Origin of the sequence: Pseudomonas sp. W2Oct36, from assembly GCF_041060465.1 — a bacterium.
GTDB lineage: Bacteria > Pseudomonadota > Gammaproteobacteria > Pseudomonadales > Pseudomonadaceae > Aquipseudomonas > Aquipseudomonas graminis_B.
The window spans coordinates 192738-208932 of record NZ_JAUERW010000006.1; the positions used below are offsets into that span (position 1 = coordinate 192738).

17 protein-coding genes are annotated in these 16195 nt (G+C 60.3%); 13 read left to right on the forward strand and 4 right to left on the reverse strand.

Going from position 1 to position 16195, the window contains the following annotated elements; translation table 11 throughout:
- Positions 1–23: 23 nt before the first annotated feature.
- On the reverse strand, positions 24–575 hold the full coding sequence (locus tag QWI18_RS11560; RefSeq protein ID WP_065989972.1) for an NUDIX hydrolase: 552 nt from the start codon (positions 573–575) through the stop codon (positions 24–26).
- Positions 576–728: 153 nt separating this feature from the next.
- On the opposite strand from QWI18_RS11560, the gene QWI18_RS11565 reads away from it, so the two are divergent.
- The 4 genes from QWI18_RS11565 to purT all read left to right on the forward strand — a co-directional run bounded on the left by QWI18_RS11565 (position 729) and on the right by purT (position 3504).
- On the forward strand, positions 729–1340 hold the full coding sequence (locus QWI18_RS11565; RefSeq protein ID WP_074892286.1) for a CoA pyrophosphatase: 612 nt from the start codon (positions 729–731) through the stop codon (positions 1338–1340).
- Positions 1341–1417: 77 nt separating this feature from the next.
- A complete protein-coding gene (locus tag QWI18_RS11570) occupies positions 1418–1942 on the forward strand; it encodes a gamma carbonic anhydrase family protein (RefSeq protein WP_065989968.1) in 525 nt (174 codons plus the stop codon).
- Positions 1942–2205 (forward strand): DUF1289 domain-containing protein, encoded by a 264-nt coding sequence (locus QWI18_RS11575; protein WP_369318872.1) that lies wholly within the window; start codon positions 1942–1944, stop codon positions 2203–2205. Before QWI18_RS11570 ends, QWI18_RS11575 begins: the two co-directional genes overlap by 1 nt.
- 117 nt (positions 2206–2322) lie before the next feature.
- The gene (purT, locus tag QWI18_RS11580; protein WP_192132281.1) at positions 2323–3504 is read left to right on the forward strand and encodes a formate-dependent phosphoribosylglycinamide formyltransferase; all 1182 of its coding nucleotides are present in this window, start codon (positions 2323–2325) and stop codon (positions 3502–3504) included.
- Positions 3505–3584: 80 nt separating this feature from the next.
- On the opposite strand, the gene QWI18_RS11585 is transcribed toward purT, so the two are convergent.
- The 3 genes from QWI18_RS11585 to QWI18_RS11595 all read right to left on the reverse strand — a co-directional run bounded on the left by QWI18_RS11585 (position 3585) and on the right by QWI18_RS11595 (position 7273).
- Entirely contained in the window at positions 3585–4907 is a 1323-nt protein-coding gene (locus QWI18_RS11585; protein ID WP_065989963.1) for an MFS transporter, read from the reverse strand.
- A 302-nt stretch (positions 4908–5209) separates the two neighbouring features.
- Complete coding sequence (locus QWI18_RS11590) at positions 5210–6448, reverse strand: transporter associated domain-containing protein (protein ID WP_192132277.1); 1239 nt, start codon at positions 6446–6448, stop codon at positions 5210–5212.
- Between the two features lie 12 nt (positions 6449–6460).
- Entirely contained in the window at positions 6461–7273 is an 813-nt protein-coding gene (locus QWI18_RS11595; protein ID WP_065989961.1) for an inner membrane protein YpjD, read from the reverse strand.
- A gap of 291 nt (positions 7274–7564) precedes the next feature.
- Between QWI18_RS11595 and ffh the strand changes: the two genes are divergently transcribed.
- From ffh to thrC, 9 genes are all read left to right on the forward strand, one after another.
- Positions 7565–8941: a signal recognition particle protein gene (gene ffh / locus QWI18_RS11600; protein ID WP_065989960.1), complete on the forward strand. Its 1377-nt coding sequence runs from the start codon at positions 7565–7567 to the stop codon at positions 8939–8941.
- Between the two features lie 246 nt (positions 8942–9187).
- Positions 9188–9439, forward strand: coding sequence for a 30S ribosomal protein S16 (gene rpsP / locus QWI18_RS11605; RefSeq protein WP_037012442.1), 252 nt, complete (start codon positions 9188–9190; stop codon positions 9437–9439).
- Between the two features lie 5 nt (positions 9440–9444).
- The gene (gene rimM, locus QWI18_RS11610) at positions 9445–9981 is read left to right on the forward strand and encodes a ribosome maturation factor RimM (RefSeq protein ID WP_037012440.1); all 537 of its coding nucleotides are present in this window, start codon (positions 9445–9447) and stop codon (positions 9979–9981) included.
- Between the two features lie 3 nt (positions 9982–9984).
- On the forward strand, positions 9985–10737 hold the full coding sequence (gene trmD / locus QWI18_RS11615; RefSeq protein WP_369318873.1) for a tRNA (guanosine(37)-N1)-methyltransferase TrmD: 753 nt from the start codon (positions 9985–9987) through the stop codon (positions 10735–10737).
- A 43-nt stretch (positions 10738–10780) separates the two neighbouring features.
- Positions 10781–11131 carry a 50S ribosomal protein L19 gene (gene rplS / locus QWI18_RS11620; protein ID WP_037012438.1) on the forward strand — a complete coding sequence of 117 codons (351 nt, stop codon included), beginning with the start codon at positions 10781–10783 and terminating at the stop codon, positions 11129–11131.
- Between the two features lie 128 nt (positions 11132–11259).
- Positions 11260–12156 (forward strand): site-specific tyrosine recombinase XerD, encoded by an 897-nt coding sequence (gene xerD / locus QWI18_RS11625; protein ID WP_065989954.1) that lies wholly within the window; start codon positions 11260–11262, stop codon positions 12154–12156.
- Positions 12157–12323: 167 nt separating this feature from the next.
- Positions 12324–13064, forward strand: coding sequence for a bifunctional protein-disulfide isomerase/oxidoreductase DsbC (gene dsbC / locus QWI18_RS11630; protein ID WP_369318874.1), 741 nt, complete (start codon positions 12324–12326; stop codon positions 13062–13064).
- Between the two features lie 132 nt (positions 13065–13196).
- Positions 13197–14501 carry a homoserine dehydrogenase gene (locus QWI18_RS11635; RefSeq protein ID WP_369318875.1) on the forward strand — a complete coding sequence of 435 codons (1305 nt, stop codon included), beginning with the start codon at positions 13197–13199 and terminating at the stop codon, positions 14499–14501.
- Positions 14502–14657: 156 nt separating this feature from the next.
- Entirely contained in the window at positions 14658–16067 is a 1410-nt protein-coding gene (gene thrC, locus QWI18_RS11640) for a threonine synthase (protein WP_369318876.1), read from the forward strand.
- Positions 16068–16195: the final 128 nt, after the last annotated feature.

A 16195-nucleotide genomic window follows, 5' to 3' on the forward strand; every position in this document is an offset into this window, starting at 1 on the left:
GCAATCGCGCATCATCGTTTCGATCAAGTGGTCTTGAGCGGCGGTGTGACAGACAGACAATCGGTGCGTACCTGGAAATCTTGATGCCGCCGGTCGCGGAAAAAACACTCCAGGGTACGCCTGACCGTATTGAACGCCAGCTCAGACCACGGAATATCCGCTTCGTCGAAGAGCTTCACTTCAAGGCTTTCGATACCGGCCGCGAACTCCGGTTTGACCAGATTCGAGCGGTAGAAGATATGCACCTGATTGATGTGCGGCACATCGATCATCGAGTACAACTGCAGGTCCTCGACCTCTGCGCAGGCTTCTTCCAGCGTTTCGCGGCGGGCCGCCTGCTCGACGCTTTCGCCGTTTTCCATGAACCCGGCGGGCAGCGTCCAGTAGCCCAGTCGCGGCTCGATGGCCCGACGGCACAGCAAGACCTTGTCGCCCCACACCGGCACGACGCCGGCCACGATGTTGGGGTTCTGGTAGTGAATGGTGTCGCAATGTTCACACACGTAACGCGGGCGGCTGTCGCCCTCGGGAATACGCTGGATGACCTGTTCGCCGCAGTTGCTGCAGAATTTCATGATCGAATCGGGTTCCTGTTGGCAGCGGCTATCTTGAGCCGTAGCGCGGGTGGACGGCAAGAGGCGTCTTGCACGCGCGGGTTGTCCTACAAGACTTGGGCGCGTCGCCGCTTTGGTGCATGATGCCGGGCAGGCAACCGATCGAGAATTCCCATGCTGGATGAGCTACTTCACCGTATGAGCAGCCACACGCCGGTGATGCTGGAAACGGACGCGCGCTTTCCCGAGGCCGCCGTGCTTCTCCCCATTACCCGCAATGCAGAGCCTGAACTGGTGCTGACCCTGCGCGCCAGCGGCCTGTCGACCCACGGCGGCGAAGTGGCCTTCCCGGGCGGACGGCGTGACCCGGAGGATCCGGACCTCATCTTCACGGCGCTGCGCGAAGCCCAGGAGGAGATCGGTTTGCCACCGGGTCTCGTTGAAGTCATCGGCCCGCTGAGTCCGTTGATCTCCAAGCACGGCATAAGAGTGACGCCCTACGTCGGCATCATTCCGGATTTCGTCGAGTACACACCCAATGATGGCGAAATCGCAGCCGTCTTCAGCGTGCCGCTGGACTTCTTCCGTCAGGATGCCCGCGAACACACCCACCGCATCGACTATCAAGGGCGCAGCTGGTACGTGCCGAGTTACCGCTTCGGCGAGTACAAGATCTGGGGCCTGACCGCGATCATGATCGTCGAGTTGATGAACCTGTTGTTCGACAGCGCCATCGACCTCAACGAGCCGCCAAAGCGATCCATCATCCACACGCTGAAATCCTGACTCGCGGCCGCCGCGCCTTGCATCAGGAATGAGCCATGAGGGCCGAGCCGTGAGGAATACGTCATGAGGAATACGCCATGAAATACCGCTTGGGCGATGCCCGCGTCGATGCGCACGCCAGCAGCTGGATCGCGCCGACAGCCACCGTCATCGGCAACGTGCGTTTGCAGGCCAACGCCAGCGTCTGGTTCGGCGCGGTGTTGCGTGGCGACAACGAGCTCATCGACATCGGCGAGAACAGCAACGTGCAGGACGGCACCGTGATGCACACCGACATGGGCTCGCCGCTGACCATCGGACGGAACGTGACCATCGGCCACAACGCGATGCTGCACGGTTGCAGCGTGGGTGACAGCACGCTGATCGGCATCAACGCGGTCATTCTCAATGGCGCGAAGATTGGCAAGCATTGCATCATCGGCGCGAACTCGTTGATCGGCGAAGGCAAAGTCATTCCTGACGGTTCGCTGGTCATGGGCTCGCCCGGCAAGATCGTCCGCGAGCTGACTGACGCACAGAAGCAGATGCTCGACGCCAGCGCCGCCCATTACGTCCACAACGCTCACCGCTACGCGCGTGACCTGGCCCCGCAGGAAGATTGATGTCCAGCGCCATACCCCCGATCCATGAAGCAACCGTTCATGACAAGCCGATTCATGAAAAGCCCGTCCGCTCGCCCTGCGTGAGCATTTGTGCCCTGGACGACGCCGACATCTGCACCGGTTGCCAGCGCACCGTGGCCGAGATCACCGGCTGGAGCCGCATGGACAACCAGGCACGTCGCGCGGTGTTGATCGCCGGCGAGGAGCGGGCGAGAGCCAGCGGGATGATGTTTCTACTGGGTGGCAACAACCCTCAAGGTTGAATCAACCCTGCGCCGCTGCATCCCATTCCCCGGCCTTCATGGTAAATTGCGCGCCTTTCTACCTGCGGTTGCTTGCACACGGCGAGCGACCCTCGACCTGCTCCATGAGGACCTGAGATGACTCAAATCGGAACTCCACTGTCGCCGACCGCGACCCGCGTTTTGCTCTGCGGTTGCGGCGAGCTTGGCAAGGAAGTAGTGATCGAGCTGCAACGCCTGGGCGTTGAAGTGATCGCCGTCGACCGCTACGTCAATGCTCCGGCGATGCAGGTCGCACACCGCAGCCACGTGATCAATATGCTCGATGGCGCCGCCTTGCGTGCGGTGATCGAGTCCGAGAAACCGCATTACATCGTCCCGGAAATCGAAGCCATCGCCACCGCGACCCTGGTGGAGCTGGAGTCCGAAGGCTTCACGGTCATTCCGACGGCCCGCGCTGCGCAGCTGACCATGAACCGCGAAGGTATTCGTCGTCTGGCCGCTGAAGAGCTGGACCTCCCCACCTCGCCATATCACTTTGCCGACACCTTCGAAGACTACAAAAAAGCCGTCGAAGACCTGGGCTTCCCGTGTGTGGTCAAGCCGGTGATGAGCTCGTCGGGCAAGGGTCAAAGCTTGCTGAAAACCGACGCGGACATCCAGAAGGCCTGGGACTATGCGCAAGAAGGCGGTCGTGCCGGCAAAGGCCGTGTGATCATCGAAGGCTTCATCGATTTCGATTACGAAATTACCTTGCTGACCGTGCGTCACGTCGGCGGCACGACCTTCTGTTCGCCGGTCGGTCATCGTCAGGAGAAGGGCGACTATCAGGAATCGTGGCAGCCCCAGGCCATGAGCCCGGTGGCATTGGCCGAGTCCGAGCGCGTCGCCAAAGCGGTAACCGAGGCGCTGGGTGGCCGTGGTCTGTTTGGCGTCGAGTTGTTCATCAAGGGCGATCAGGTCTGGTTCAGCGAAGTCTCGCCGCGCCCCCACGACACAGGTCTGGTCACGCTGATCTCCCAGGACCTTTCGCAGTTCGCGCTTCACGCGCGGGCCATTCTCGGTCTGCCGATCCCGTTGATTCGCCAGTTCGGCCCATCAGCATCGGCCGTGATTCTGGTTGAAGGCCAGTCGACCCAGACGGCGTTCGCCAACCTGGAGCAAGCCTTGAGCGAACCGGACACCGCGCTGCGCCTGTTCGGCAAGCCTGAGGTCAATGGTCAGCGCCGGATGGGCGTGGCACTGGCGCGCGACGAGTCGATCGAAGCGGCCCGTCGCAAAGCCACCCGCGCGTCGATGGCGGTGAAGGTTCAGCTGTAAGCATCACGCTGAATGAAAAACGGCGCCCTCAGGGGCGCCGTTTTTGTTTGGCGATCACGCACCGTCGATACCCGGTTTGCTCAGGCAATCGTATCCAGGTCCGCGTGCCGGGTTTCTTTCAGGCACAGCACAGCGATCACGCTGATCAACGCCGCCGCCGAGACATAGCCACCGACCCAGCTCAAACCGCCCATCTCCACCAGCTTCTGCGCGAAGAAAGGCGCCACCGAGGCACCAACAATGCCGCCGATGTTGTAGGCCGCCGACGCGCCGGTATATCGCACCCGCGTAGGAAACAGCTCCGGCAACATCGCCCCCATCGGCGCGAACGTAACGCCCATCAGAAACAGCTCGATCGACAGGAACAGCGTCACCGCCCAGGTCGTGCCGTGGGTCAGCAAGGGCTCCATCAGAAACCCCGACAGGATCGCCAGCACGCCGCCGATGACCAGCACCGGCTTGCGACCAAATCGATCGCTCGCCAACGCGGAAAGCGGTGTCGCCATGGCCATGAACAGCACCGCAAAGCACAACATCGCGAGGAACGATTCGCGGCTGTAACCCAGGGTTTTCACGCCATAGCTCAGCGAGAAGACGGTGGAGATATAGAACAGCGCGTAGCACACCACCATCGACGCGGCCCCTAGCAGCATTGGCTTCCAGTACTGACCGAACAGCTCGGCAATCGGCAGTTTCACACGCTCATGGCGGGCGATGGCCTTGGCGAACACGGGCGTTTCCTCAAGCTTGAGGCGCACATACAGCCCGATGATGACCAGCACGGCACTGAGCAGAAACGGCACGCGCCAGCCCCAGGAGCGGAATTGCTCGTCATCCAGCGTCATCGCCAGCGTCAGAAACAGCCCGTTTGCCGCGAGGAAGCCGATGGATGGGCCCAACTGCGGAAACATGCCAAACCACGCACGCTTGCCCTTGGGCGCATTTTCGGTCGCCAGCAACGCCGCGCCGCCCCATTCGCCGCCCAATCCGAGGCCTTGGCCGAAGCGCAGCACGCAGAGCAGGATCGGCGCCCATGATCCGATGGCGTCGTAACCCGGCAACACGCCGATGAGCGTGGTGCAGACCCCCATGAGCAGCAGCGAGGCCACCAGTGTCGATTTGCGCCCCACACGATCACCGAAGTGACCGAACAGCGCCGAGCCCAGCGGACGTGCGAGAAAGGCGATCCCGAACGTCAGAAACGCCGACAGCATCTGTGCGGTGCTGGAGGTTTGCGGAAAGAACACCGGCCCGATCACCAGCGCGGCGGCGGTGGCGTACACGTAGAAATCGTAGAACTCGATGGCGGTGCCGATGAAGCTGGCGGTGGCGACGCGGGCCGCGGAATTGGCGGGGCGGGCCTCGCTCTCGTCGCTGCTCGGAAAGGCAGAAGTCGTGGTCATGGGGAATCCCTGGCAGTCGTATCGCCTGTCAGCGGGTGACGAAAATTCGTACGCGCGCTGCGGCAATCGTTAATTGTTTTTTTGGTCCAGCGCTGAACAGACTAGCCCGGATGCGGGCAAAGATGCGTGGCGTGCTCGGGATGGGAGCGAAGGCCAGGGTGTCGCGTGAGCGGTCAGGCTGTGTGACTGGCCAGATCGCGCATCGTGCGGGTAGCACGCGGATCGGCGGGGCTGGGTAAGCGGATCGATTATAGGAAGGGGATCGGCGCGGAAACAAGTGCCTCAGGGCGCCGCCCGACTTTTCAGATCACGTCTTTGGTGCGGGTGTTCAACCACATCAGCACGCGGCTGACGCGGTTGTCTTCGGTCTCGAGGATTTCCAGGCGGTAAGGGCCGATCTTAAGGCAGACCGCGCTGTTGGGAATGGTCTCCAGCGCTTCGGTGATCAGACCGTTGAGGGTTTTGGGCCCGTCGGAAGGGAGGTGCCAGCCGAGGCTTTTATTCAAATCACGAATCGACGCCGCGCCGTCAATCACCAGGCGCCCGTCAGGCTGCGGCTGAATATGCGGATTGTCGAGGGCTTGCTCGCTTTCGAATTCGCCGACGATCTCTTCCAGAATGTCCTCGAGGCTGACGATGCCCAGCACCTCGCCGTATTCATCGACCACCACGCCCATGCGCCGCTGCTGTTTGTGGAAGTTGAGCAGTTGCATCTGCAGCGGCGTGCTTTCCGGCACGAAGTAGGGTTCGTAGCAGGCGGCCCGCAGCGCCTCTTTGGTCAGCTCGTTGCGCGGCAGCAGGTGGCTGATCATCCGCGTGTTGAGCACGCCTTCCACCTGATTGATGTCGTTGTAGTAGACCGGCAGGCGGGTGTGGCGAGAGATGATCAGCTTGTCGATGATCTCCTCGATGGTGTCGTCGAGGTTGATGCCGTCGACTTCGCTGCGCGGCACCAGAATGTCATTCACGGTCATGCGGTCCAGCGCGTAAATCCCGGAGATGACGTGGGCACGGCCATATTGGCTTTCGTTGTCCTGATAGACCGTCGGGCGCGTGTCGTCTTCGTCATCGATGGTGTCTGGCCGGCGCTTCGACAGAAAAGGGCGCAACAGCGTTTTGGCGATGTTCTTGTAGAGCCAGGTCAGCGGCTGCAGCAGCCGAACCGGGATGCGCAGCACGTTGTTGCCCAGCAGCAGGATTGACTCGGGACGACGCGCCGCCAGCTTTCGCGGAATGAACTCGGTCACCACCACCAGCACGCTGGCGACACCTAGCCAAGCAATCAGCGGGCCGTGGAAATACCAGTGCCCGATGGCCAGCAACGTGGCGAGCACGGTGATCAGCGCCTTGAGCAGCGTGTTGCCGAGGATAAGGCTGTTGAGGTTGAACGCCAGAACCGGCTTCGGTGGCTCGTTGGAACGGTGATTGACCGGCATCGCCCGCAGATTATGGTGCGCCGCCTCGACCGCGCTGAACAGCCCGGACCACAAGGTGAGCAGGGCAAGCAGCGTGAGCATTGTGCCGACCGGCAGATTATCCATGATCAACGCCCGTCAGATGTGCAGGATGTATTCACGAACGAGCTTGCTGCCGAAGTAGGCCAGCATCAGGAGCAGGAATCCGCCCAGCGTCCAGCGGATCGCCTTGTGGCCGCGCCAGCCCAGATGGTGGCGTCCCCACAGCAGCACACTGAAGACGATCCACGCGAGGATCGACAGCAGGGTTTTGTGTACCAGATGCTGGGCAAACAGGTTTTCGACGAACAGCCAGCCGGAGATCAGCGACATCGACAGCAAGACCCACCCGGCCCAGAGGAAGCCGAAGAGCAGGCTTTCCATGGTCTGCAACGGGGGGAAGCTTCTGATCAGGCCAAGGCGGTGCTTGTTCTTCAGCTGATGATCCTGCAGCAGCAGGAGCAGGGACTGGAACACCGCGATGGTGAACATGCCGTAGGCGAGGATCGACAGCAGGATATGGCTGATGATGCCGTGTTCTTCGATGATCGGTTGCTGGGTACCGGAAGGCGCGAACTGCGCCATCAGGCTCGTCAGCAGCCCCAGCGGGAACAGGAGGATCAGCAGGATTTCGACCGGGAGGCGAATGCACGCGAGCATGGTCACGATGATGACGGCAACAGCAATCAGGCTGGCGGCACTGAAAAAGTCCAGACCCAGGCCGATAGGGCGCACCAGTTGGCCGAACAGCGCACTGGCCTGGCAAGCGACGGCAAGGGTGCCGATCAGGCACAGCAGCCATTTGTCGGCCTTTTGGCCCTGACGCAGGCGCATACCCTGGTAGACAGTCGCAGCGGCATAAAACACGGCGGCGGCGAGGCTGAAGAGCAAACTCGGTGACAAGGGGGACATAGATCCTGTTGGGCGTGCTCGAAAGCCGGTGAGTTTGGCATAAAACGCGCATTTCACGAAAGACTACAGAAGGAGACGCCGTGGTGTCCGTGCGCTGGAGTCTTCGCTATAATCCGCGACCTGCTCAAGCCACAGGCTAGCCGATCGCTGTTTCAGCCGCCTTTATAGCGTCCCTATTTCAATAGCGACTCTCTGAAGAACAGGCGTCGCAATCTCGCCAGCCGACTGAAAAAGGCCGCTACGGGCCTGGCCGCATCAATCGGGGTTCAGCACGAACCCAAAGGATCACGCATGTTTGAAAATCTGACAGATCGTCTCTCGCAGACGCTGCGCCAGGTCACTGGTAAAGCCAAGCTGACCGAGGACAACATCAAGGACACACTGCGTGAAGTGCGTATGGCGCTGCTTGAAGCCGACGTCGCCTTGCCGGTTGTCAAAGACTTCGTCAATCGCATCAAGGAGCGCGCCGTCGGCACCGAGGTGTCGCGCAGCCTGACGCCGGGCCAGGCGTTCGTGAAGATTGTCCAGGCCGAGCTGGAAGAGATGATGGGGGCGGCCAACGAAGAGCTGACCCTCAACGTCACGCCGCCGGCGGTCATCCTGATGGCGGGTCTGCAAGGTGCGGGCAAGACCACCACTGCCGGCAAGCTCGCCCGATTCCTGAAAGAACGCAAAAAGAAAACCGTGATGCTGGTGTCGGCGGACGTCTATCGTCCGGCCGCGATCAAGCAGCTGGAAACCCTGGCCAACGACATCGGCGTGACGTTCTTCCCGTCCGACATCAGCCAGAAGCCGGTCGACATTGCCGAAGCGGCTATTAAAGAAGCCAAACTCAAGTTCATTGATGTCGTGATCCTCGACACCGCCGGTCGTCTGCACATCGACGCCGAGATGATGGGCGAGATCCAGGCGCTGCACGCGGCGGTCAAGCCGGCCGAGACGCTGTTCGTCGTCGACGCGATGACCGGCCAGGATGCTGCGAACACCGCCAAGGCGTTTGGTGATGCGCTGCCGCTGACCGGTGTGATCCTGACCAAGGTCGACGGCGATGCCCGTGGAGGTGCTGCACTGTCGGTGCGCGCCATTACGGGCAAGCCGATCAAGTTCATCGGCATGGGCGAGAAGAGCGAGGCGCTGGAGCCTTTCCATCCGGACCGTATCGCATCGCGCATCCTCGGTATGGGTGATGTGCTCAGCCTGATCGAGCAGGCCGAACAGACCCTCGACAAGGACAAGGCCGACAAGCTGGCCAAGAAGCTGAAGAAGGGCAAGGGCTTCGACCTCGAAGACTTCCGCGATCAGCTGCAACAAATGAAGAACATGGGCGGCCTGGGCGGGCTCATGGACAAGCTGCCAAGCATCGGTGGCGTGAACCTGTCGCAGATGGGTAACGCACAAGGCGCCGCCGAAAAGCAGTTCAAGCAAATGGAAGCCATCATCAATTCGATGACCCCGGCCGAGCGTCGCGACCCTGAGCTGATCAGCGGTTCACGCAAACGCCGTATCGCCATGGGTTCGGGCACCCAGGTGCAGGACATTGGTCGTCTGATCAAGCAGCACAAACAGATGCAGAAGATGATGAAAAAGTTTTCGACCAAGGGCGGCATGGCGAAAATGATGCGCGGCATGGGCGGAATGTTGCCCGGCGGCGGTATGCCCAAAATGTAAATTGCATCGCGTGGGAGTGATTCCCGCGCGTCATTCATGGGGGCAACCGTCCCGATGGCCTGCTCAGGCAGGCGCTCACCGCCGTCCTCGCTGACGGCTCCACGGCAGATCTAAGTGGCCTGACGGCGTACGCCGGAAAAAGTCATTTGCAAAAATCCGGATATTCCTTAGAATATGCGGCCTTTCGGGCACCCATGCCCGCTGTGCATCTTAGATTTGCAGCACCGACTACAGGAAAATTGTTCAATGCTAACAATCCGTCTTGCCCTTGGCGGCTCTAAAAAGCGCCCGTTCTACCACCTGACTGTCACCGACAGCCGCAACCCACGTGACGGTTCCCACAAGGAACAAATCGGTTTCTTCAACCCGGTTGCCCGTGGTCAGGAAATCCGTCTGTCCGTGAACCAAGAGCGTCTGGCCTACTGGCTGAGCGTTGGTGCACAACCTTCTGAGCGTGTTGCTTCGCTGTTGAAGGAATCTGCCAAGGCTGCGGCCTGAGCAATATGAACGCGACGCCAGCTTCCGCCGACGATCTGATCGTCATCGGCAAGATTTACTCGGTACACGGCGTTCGCGGCGAAGTGAAGGTGTATTCCTTTACTGATCCGACTGAAAACCTGTTGCAGTACAAAACCTGGACGCTCAAGCGCGAAGGCAATGTGAAACAGGTCGAGCTGGTCAGTGGACGCGGGAACGACAAGTTCCTGGTCGCCAAGCTCAAGGGTCTTGATGATCGTGAAGAAGCTCGTCTTCTGGCCGGTTATGAGATCTGCGTGCCGCGCAACCTGTTCCCTGAATTGACCGACGGCGAGTACTACTGGTACCAGCTTGAAGGTCTGAAGGTCATTGACGGTCTTGGGCAATTGCTCGGGAAGGTCGATCATCTTCTGGAAACCGGCGCAAACGATGTAATGGTGGTCAAACCCTGCGCAGGCAGTCTGGATGATCGCGAACGCCTTTTGCCCTATACGGAGCAATGCGTGTTGGCAGTTGATCTGGTTGCAGGCGAGATGAAGGTGGAATGGGACGCGGATTTCTAAGCAATGGCCAGCCTGCGCATAGAAGTCATCACGCTGTTTCCCGAGATGTTTTCCGCCATCAGCGAATACGGCATTACCAGCCGTGCGGTGAAACAGGAGCTGTTGCAGCTGACCTGTTGGAATCCGCGGGATTACACCACTGATCGACATCACACTGTGGACGATCGCCCGTTTGGCGGTGGCCCTGGCATGGTGATGAAGATCAAGCCCCTCGAAGATGCTCTGGCTCAGGCCAGGCAGGCGGCGGGGGATGCGGCGAAGGTGATTTACCTGTCGCCACAGGGCCGCAAGCTGGATCAGACTGCGGTACGCGAACTGGCGCAGGAAGAAGCACTTATCCTGATTGCCGGTCGTTATGAAGGCGTCGACGAGCGTTTCATTGAAGCTCATGTCGATGAAGAGTGGTCGATTGGCGACTATGTGTTATCTGGCGGTGAGCTGCCGGCCATGGTCCTGATAGATGCGGTTACGCGACTGCTGCCTGGAGCTTTAGGGCATGTAGATTCCGCGGAGGAAGATTCCTTCACGGATGGTCTGCTGGATTGCCCGCACTACACCCGACCGGAGGTGTATGCGGATCAGCGTGTTCCCGACGTATTGCTTAGTGGCAATCACGCACACATCCGGCGTTGGCGTTTACAGCAGTCCCTTGGGCGGACCTATGAACGACGCGCCGATCTTCTGGAAAGCCGCTCGCTTTCTGGAGAAGAGAAGAAGCTGCTGGCGGAATACCTCCGCGAGCGGGACGATAGTTAACGTATCGATGGTAGATCGAACCGATTTACCTTAGGAGCACAGCATGACTAACAAAATCATCCTTGCACTCGAAGCAGAGCAGATGACCAAAGAGATCCCTCCCTTTGCCCCGGGCGACACCATTGTCGTTCAGGTGAAAGTGAAGGAAGGCGACCGCGCTCGTCTGCAGGCGTTCGAAGGCGTTGTTATCGCCAAGCGTAACCGTGGTGTGAACAGTGCTTTCACTGTTCGTAAAATCTCCAACGGTGTTGGCGTTGAACGTACTTTCCAGACCTACAGCCCGCAAATCGACAGCATGGCTGTGAAACGTCGCGGCGACGTTCGCAAGGCCAAGCTGTACTACCTGCGTGACCTGTCCGGTAAAGCAGCTCGCATCAAGGAAAAACTGGTTTAATCCCAGTCTTCCCATGCGAATGAAAAAGCAGCCTACGGGCTGCTTTTTTGCTTTCTGGCATTCGGTTTTGTCCCGCCTTCGCAAGTATGAAAAACTGCCACCGGTTTCCACCCCCCAAGTCAGAACCCATGCCCGCCATTGACCATCCCATGATCGACCGCTTCCTTGACGCTCTGTGGCTGGAGAAAGGGCTGTCGGACAACACGCGCCATGCCTATCGCAGTGACCTCGCACTGTTCAACGGCTGGTTGCAGGAGCAGGGCGTGGACCTGATGAGTGTCAGTCGGGAGGCGATTCTCGATCACCTCGGATGGCGGGTCGACAACGGCTACAAGCCTCGCTCGACAGCGCGACTGCTTTCCGGCGTGCGTGGCTTCTATCGCTACCTGCTCAGAGAAAAGCTGATCGCGGTCGACCCTACGTTGCAGGTCGACATGCCACAGTTGGGTAAGCCACTTCCCAAATCCTTGTCCGAAGCCGACGTCGAAGCGTTGCTGGCTGCGCCCGACCTGAGCGACGCCATCGGCCAGCGTGACCGGGCGATGCTTGAAGTGCTCTACGCCTGCGGACTGCGGGTGACCGAGCTGATCAGCCTGACGCTTGAACAGGTCAACTTGCGCCAGGGCGTGCTGCGCATCATGGGCAAGGGCAGCAAAGAGCGGCTGGTGCCGATGGGGGAGGAAGCCATCGTCTGGGTCGAGCGCTACATGCGCGACGCCCGCCACGAATTGCTCAACGGCCGCCCCAGCGACGTGCTGTTTCCCAGCCAGCGCGGCGAGCAGATGACCCGCCAGACCTTCTGGCACCGCATCAAGCACCAGGCCAAAGTCGCCGGCATCGGCAAGTCCCTCTCGCCACACACCCTGCGTCACGCCTTTGCCACGCACTTGCTCAACCACGGCGCCGATCTTCGCGTCGTGCAGATGCTCCTCGGTCACAGTGATCTGTCGACGACGCAAATCTACACCCACGTCGCCCGCGCGCGGTTGCAGGAAATGCATGCGAAGCACCACCCGAGGGGGTAGATGACTTCAGTAATTTGCGACCTGTCTTACATCGGCGGGCGTCGGCCTTGCGAGCCTTATGTGATAGGCTTTGCCGGTTTCGCAGATCAAGGCCCTGAAAACATCCTGGTGCGGTTTCGCCACCCGTTTTCAGCCCGGCCCGTCTGCTCACCGCTCGAGGAGTTTTCATGCGCGTCACTCGTTTTCTCGGTGCTGCCGTTGTAGCGCTGGCCAGCTCTTTCAGCCTGTTTGCCCACGCCGATGAGGCGTCCGACAAAGCCATTCGCAAGACCCTGGAATCGCTCAATCTGGAAATTCCCATCGAGAGCATTTCCAGCAGCCCGTTGAACGGCCTCTATGAGGTCAATCTGAAAGGCGGTCGCGTGCTGTACGCCAGTGCGGACGGCCAGTTCGTGATGCAGGGCAACCTGTATCAGATGCAGGCCGGCAAGCCGGTCAACCTGACCGAGAAAGTCGAGCGTCAGGCGATTTCCAAGACCATCAACGGCATCCCTGCCGCTGAGATGGTCGTCTACCCAGCCGTGGGCGAGACCAAATCCCACATCACGGTATTCACCGACACCACCTGCCCGTACTGCCACAAGCTGCACGCCGAAGTGCCGGAGCTGAACAAGCGCGGCATCGAAGTGCGCTATGTAGCGTTCCCGCGTCAGGGCCTCGGTTCGTCGGGTGACGAGCAACTCCAGGCAGTGTGGTGCTCCAAGGACCGCCGCGGTGCAATGGACCGCATGGTCGACGGCAAGAATATTCAGGCGCCCAAGTGCGATAACCCGGTCACCAAACAGTTCGAGATCGGCCAGTCCATCGGCGTGAACGGCACACCGGCCATCGTGTTGGCCGACGGTCAGCTGATTCCGGGCTACCAGCCGGCGCCGCAAGTGGCCAAACTGGCGCTGGGCGCCAAGTAATTTCGTTTATCGCAGCCTCCTGCGGTAAACATTGAAGCGGCCTGTGTGCAGCGCTTCATCAATAGCGAGCCGTGTTGAATGCGGCTGATTCCACGGCCGGCCTCGCGTCGGCCGTTTTATGGGGAGTTCATAGTGAAACCGGTCAAAGTAGGCATCTGTGGGCTGGGTACTGTCGGTGGCGGTACCTTCAATGTGCTAAAGCGTAACGCCGAGGAAATTGCCCGCCGTGCCGGGCGTGGAATCGAAGTGGCGCAGATTGCCATGCGTACACCAAACCCCAATTGCCAGATTACCGGTACCCCGACCACGACCGACGTGTTCGACGTGGCGAGCAACCCTGAAATCGACATCGTCATCGAGCTGATCGGTGGCTACACCATCGCCCGTGAACTGGTGCTCAAGGCCATCGAAAACGGCAAGCACGTGGTCACCGCCAACAAGGCGCTGATCGCCGTGCACGGCAACGAAATTTTCGCCAAGGCCCGGGAGAAGGGCGTCATCGTCGCCTTCGAAGCGGCAGTGGCGGGCGGCATTCCGGTGATCAAGGCCATTCGTGAAGGCCTGTCGGCCAACCGCATCAACTGGGTGGCCGGCATCATCAACGGCACCGGCAACTTCATCCTCACCGAGATGCGCGAAAAAGGCCGGACCTTCCCGGACGTCCTCGCTGAAGCGCAGGCGCTGGGTTACGCAGAAGCCGATCCGACCTTCGACGTCGAAGGCATCGACGCGGCGCACAAGCTGACCATTCTGGCGTCCATCGCTTTTGGCATCCCGCTGCAATTCGACAAGGCCTACACCGAGGGCATCACCAGGCTGACCACCGCCGACGTCAATTACGCCGAAGCGCTGGGCTACCGGATCAAGCACCTGGGCGTCGCCCGCAGCACGCCGAGCGGTATCGAGCTGCGCGTCCACCCGACCCTGATCCCGGCCGATCGCCTGATCGCCAACGTCAACGGTGTGATGAACGCCGTGATGGTCAACGGCGATGCAGCCGGCTCGACCCTGTTCTACGGCGCAGGTGCCGGCATGGAGCCGACCGCTTCATCTGTCGTGGCGGATCTGGTCGACGTGGTCCGTGCCCTGACCACCGATCCGGAAAACCGTGTCCCGCATCTGGCCTTTCAGCCCGACTCGCTGTCGGCCCACCCGATCCTGCCGATCGACGCGTGCGAAAGTGCCTACTACCTGCGCATCCAGGCCAAGGATCATCCCGGCGTGCTGGCGCAGGTGGCGAGCATCCTGTCCGAGCGCGGCATCAACATCGAATCGATCATGCAGAAAGAAGTCGAAGAACATGACGGCCTAGTGCCGATGATTCTGCTGACCCACCGCGTGGTCGAGAAACGCATGAACGATGCGATCAAAGCGCTGGAAGCGCTGGAAGATGTCGCCGGGCCGGTTGTCCGCATCCGCGTTGAGCATTTGAACTGAGATCAGCCGCAAGCGTTAAGCGGCAAGCTGCAAGCTGCAAGTAACAGCAAAATCATACCGCGGTGAGCTTTGGGTCCCGGGCTGGAGTTGAAGGTTAAGCACTTTCACTTGCAGCCCGCCACTCGAAGCTTGCCGCCCAAACCGAAGGTTTGAACAATGCGCTATATCAGTACCCGCGGCCAGGCACCGGCCCTGAATTTCGAAGACGTGCTGCTGGCCGGTCTGGCGAGCGATGGCGGTCTGTACGTTCCGGAAAACCTGCCGCGTTTCACCCAGGAAGAAATCGCGTCCTGGGCCGGCCTGCCTTACCACGAGTTGGCGTTTCGCGTCATGCGCCCGTTCGTGACCGGCAGCATCCCGGACGCGGATTTCAAGAAGATCCTCGAAGAAACCTACGGCGTGTTCTCCCACGCTGCGGTTGCGCCCCTGCGTCAGCTCAACGGCAACGAGTGGGTGCTGGAGCTGTTCCATGGCCCGACCCTGGCGTTCAAGGATTTCGCCCTGCAACTGCTGGGTCGTCTGCTGGACTACGTGCTCGAGAAGCGCGGCGAACGCGTGGTCATCATCGGCGCCACTTCCGGTGACACTGGCTCGGCCGCCATCGAAGGCTGCCGTCGTTGCGACAACGTCGATATCTTCATCCTTCACCCGAACAATCGCGTGTCCGATGTTCAGCGCCGCCAGATGACCACCATCTTCGGCGAGAACATCCATAACATCGCGATCGAAGGCAACTTCGACGACTGCCAGGAAATGGTCAAGAACAGCTTCGCCGACCAGAGCTTCCTCAAAGGCACGCGTCTGGTGGCGGTGAACTCGATCAACTGGGCGCGGATCATGGCCCAGATCGTCTACTACTTTCACGCGTCGCTGCAGTTGGGCGGCCCGGCACGTTCGGTGGCGTTCTCCGTGCCGACCGGCAATTTCGGTGACATCTTCGCCGGTTACCTGGCCCGCAACATGGGCCTGCCGATCAGCCAACTGGTGGTCGCGACCAACCGCAACGACATCCTGCACCGCTTCATGAGCGGCAATCAGTACGTCAAGGAAACCCTGCACGCGACGTTGACCCCTTCGATGGACATCATGGTGTCGTCCAACTTCGAGCGTCTGCTGTTCGACATGCACGGTCGCAACGGCGGCGCGATTGCCAAGCTGATGGACACCTTCAGGCAAGGCGGCGGTTTCAGCGTGGATGAAGAACGCTGGACCGAAACCCGCAAGCTGTTTGATTCGCTGGCGGTCAGTGACGAAGACACCTGCAAAACCATCGCCGAAGTATTCGCCAGCACTGGCGAGCTGCTCGATCCGCACACCGCGATCGGCGTGAAAGCCGCACGGGACTGCCGCCGCAGCCTCGATACGCCGATGGTGATTCTGGGAACGGCGCATCCGGTCAAGTTCCCGGATGCCGTGCTGAAGGCCGGTGTAGGAAAAGCGCTCGAGCTGCCTGCACATTTGTCTGATTTGTTTGAGCGAGACGAACGCTGCACCGTCCTCCCAAATGACCTCAAGGCCGTACAGGCCTTTGTCAGCCAGCATGGCAATCGTGGCAAACCTCTCTGACCGTATCGCCGTGTAACAACTAAGGCCCGCCTCGCAGCGGGCCTTGTTTTTTCTGCGTGCCACACTTCCGAAGAATCTTAATTTCTCGGATAAGCCTGTGGTTGTTAAACATTTTTACTCAACGGCAT

Coding starts and splice junctions, on each gene's coding strand:
- QWI18_RS11560 (WP_065989972.1), bottom strand. CDS start 575: ATGAAATTCTGCAGCAACTGCGGCGAACAGGTCATCCAGCGTATTCCC.
- QWI18_RS11565 (WP_074892286.1), top strand. CDS start 729: ATGCTGGATGAGCTACTTCACCGTATGAGCAGCCACACGCCGGTGATG.
- QWI18_RS11570 (WP_065989968.1), top strand. CDS start 1,418: ATGAAATACCGCTTGGGCGATGCCCGCGTCGATGCGCACGCCAGCAGC.
- QWI18_RS11575 (WP_369318872.1), top strand. CDS start 1,942: ATGTCCAGCGCCATACCCCCGATCCATGAAGCAACCGTTCATGACAAG.
- purT (WP_192132281.1), top strand. CDS start 2,323: ATGACTCAAATCGGAACTCCACTGTCGCCGACCGCGACCCGCGTTTTG.
- QWI18_RS11585 (WP_065989963.1), bottom strand. CDS start 4,907: ATGACCACGACTTCTGCCTTTCCGAGCAGCGACGAGAGCGAGGCCCGC.
- QWI18_RS11590 (WP_192132277.1), bottom strand. CDS start 6,448: ATGGATAATCTGCCGGTCGGCACAATGCTCACGCTGCTTGCCCTGCTC.
- QWI18_RS11595 (WP_065989961.1), bottom strand. CDS start 7,273: ATGTCCCCCTTGTCACCGAGTTTGCTCTTCAGCCTCGCCGCCGCCGTG.
- ffh (WP_065989960.1), top strand. CDS start 7,565: ATGTTTGAAAATCTGACAGATCGTCTCTCGCAGACGCTGCGCCAGGTC.
- rpsP (WP_037012442.1), top strand. CDS start 9,188: ATGCTAACAATCCGTCTTGCCCTTGGCGGCTCTAAAAAGCGCCCGTTC.
- rimM (WP_037012440.1), top strand. CDS start 9,445: ATGAACGCGACGCCAGCTTCCGCCGACGATCTGATCGTCATCGGCAAG.
- trmD (WP_369318873.1), top strand. CDS start 9,985: ATGGCCAGCCTGCGCATAGAAGTCATCACGCTGTTTCCCGAGATGTTT.
- rplS (WP_037012438.1), top strand. CDS start 10,781: ATGACTAACAAAATCATCCTTGCACTCGAAGCAGAGCAGATGACCAAA.
- xerD (WP_065989954.1), top strand. CDS start 11,260: ATGCCCGCCATTGACCATCCCATGATCGACCGCTTCCTTGACGCTCTG.
- dsbC (WP_369318874.1), top strand. CDS start 12,324: ATGCGCGTCACTCGTTTTCTCGGTGCTGCCGTTGTAGCGCTGGCCAGC.
- thrC (WP_369318876.1), top strand. CDS start 14,658: ATGCGCTATATCAGTACCCGCGGCCAGGCACCGGCCCTGAATTTCGAA.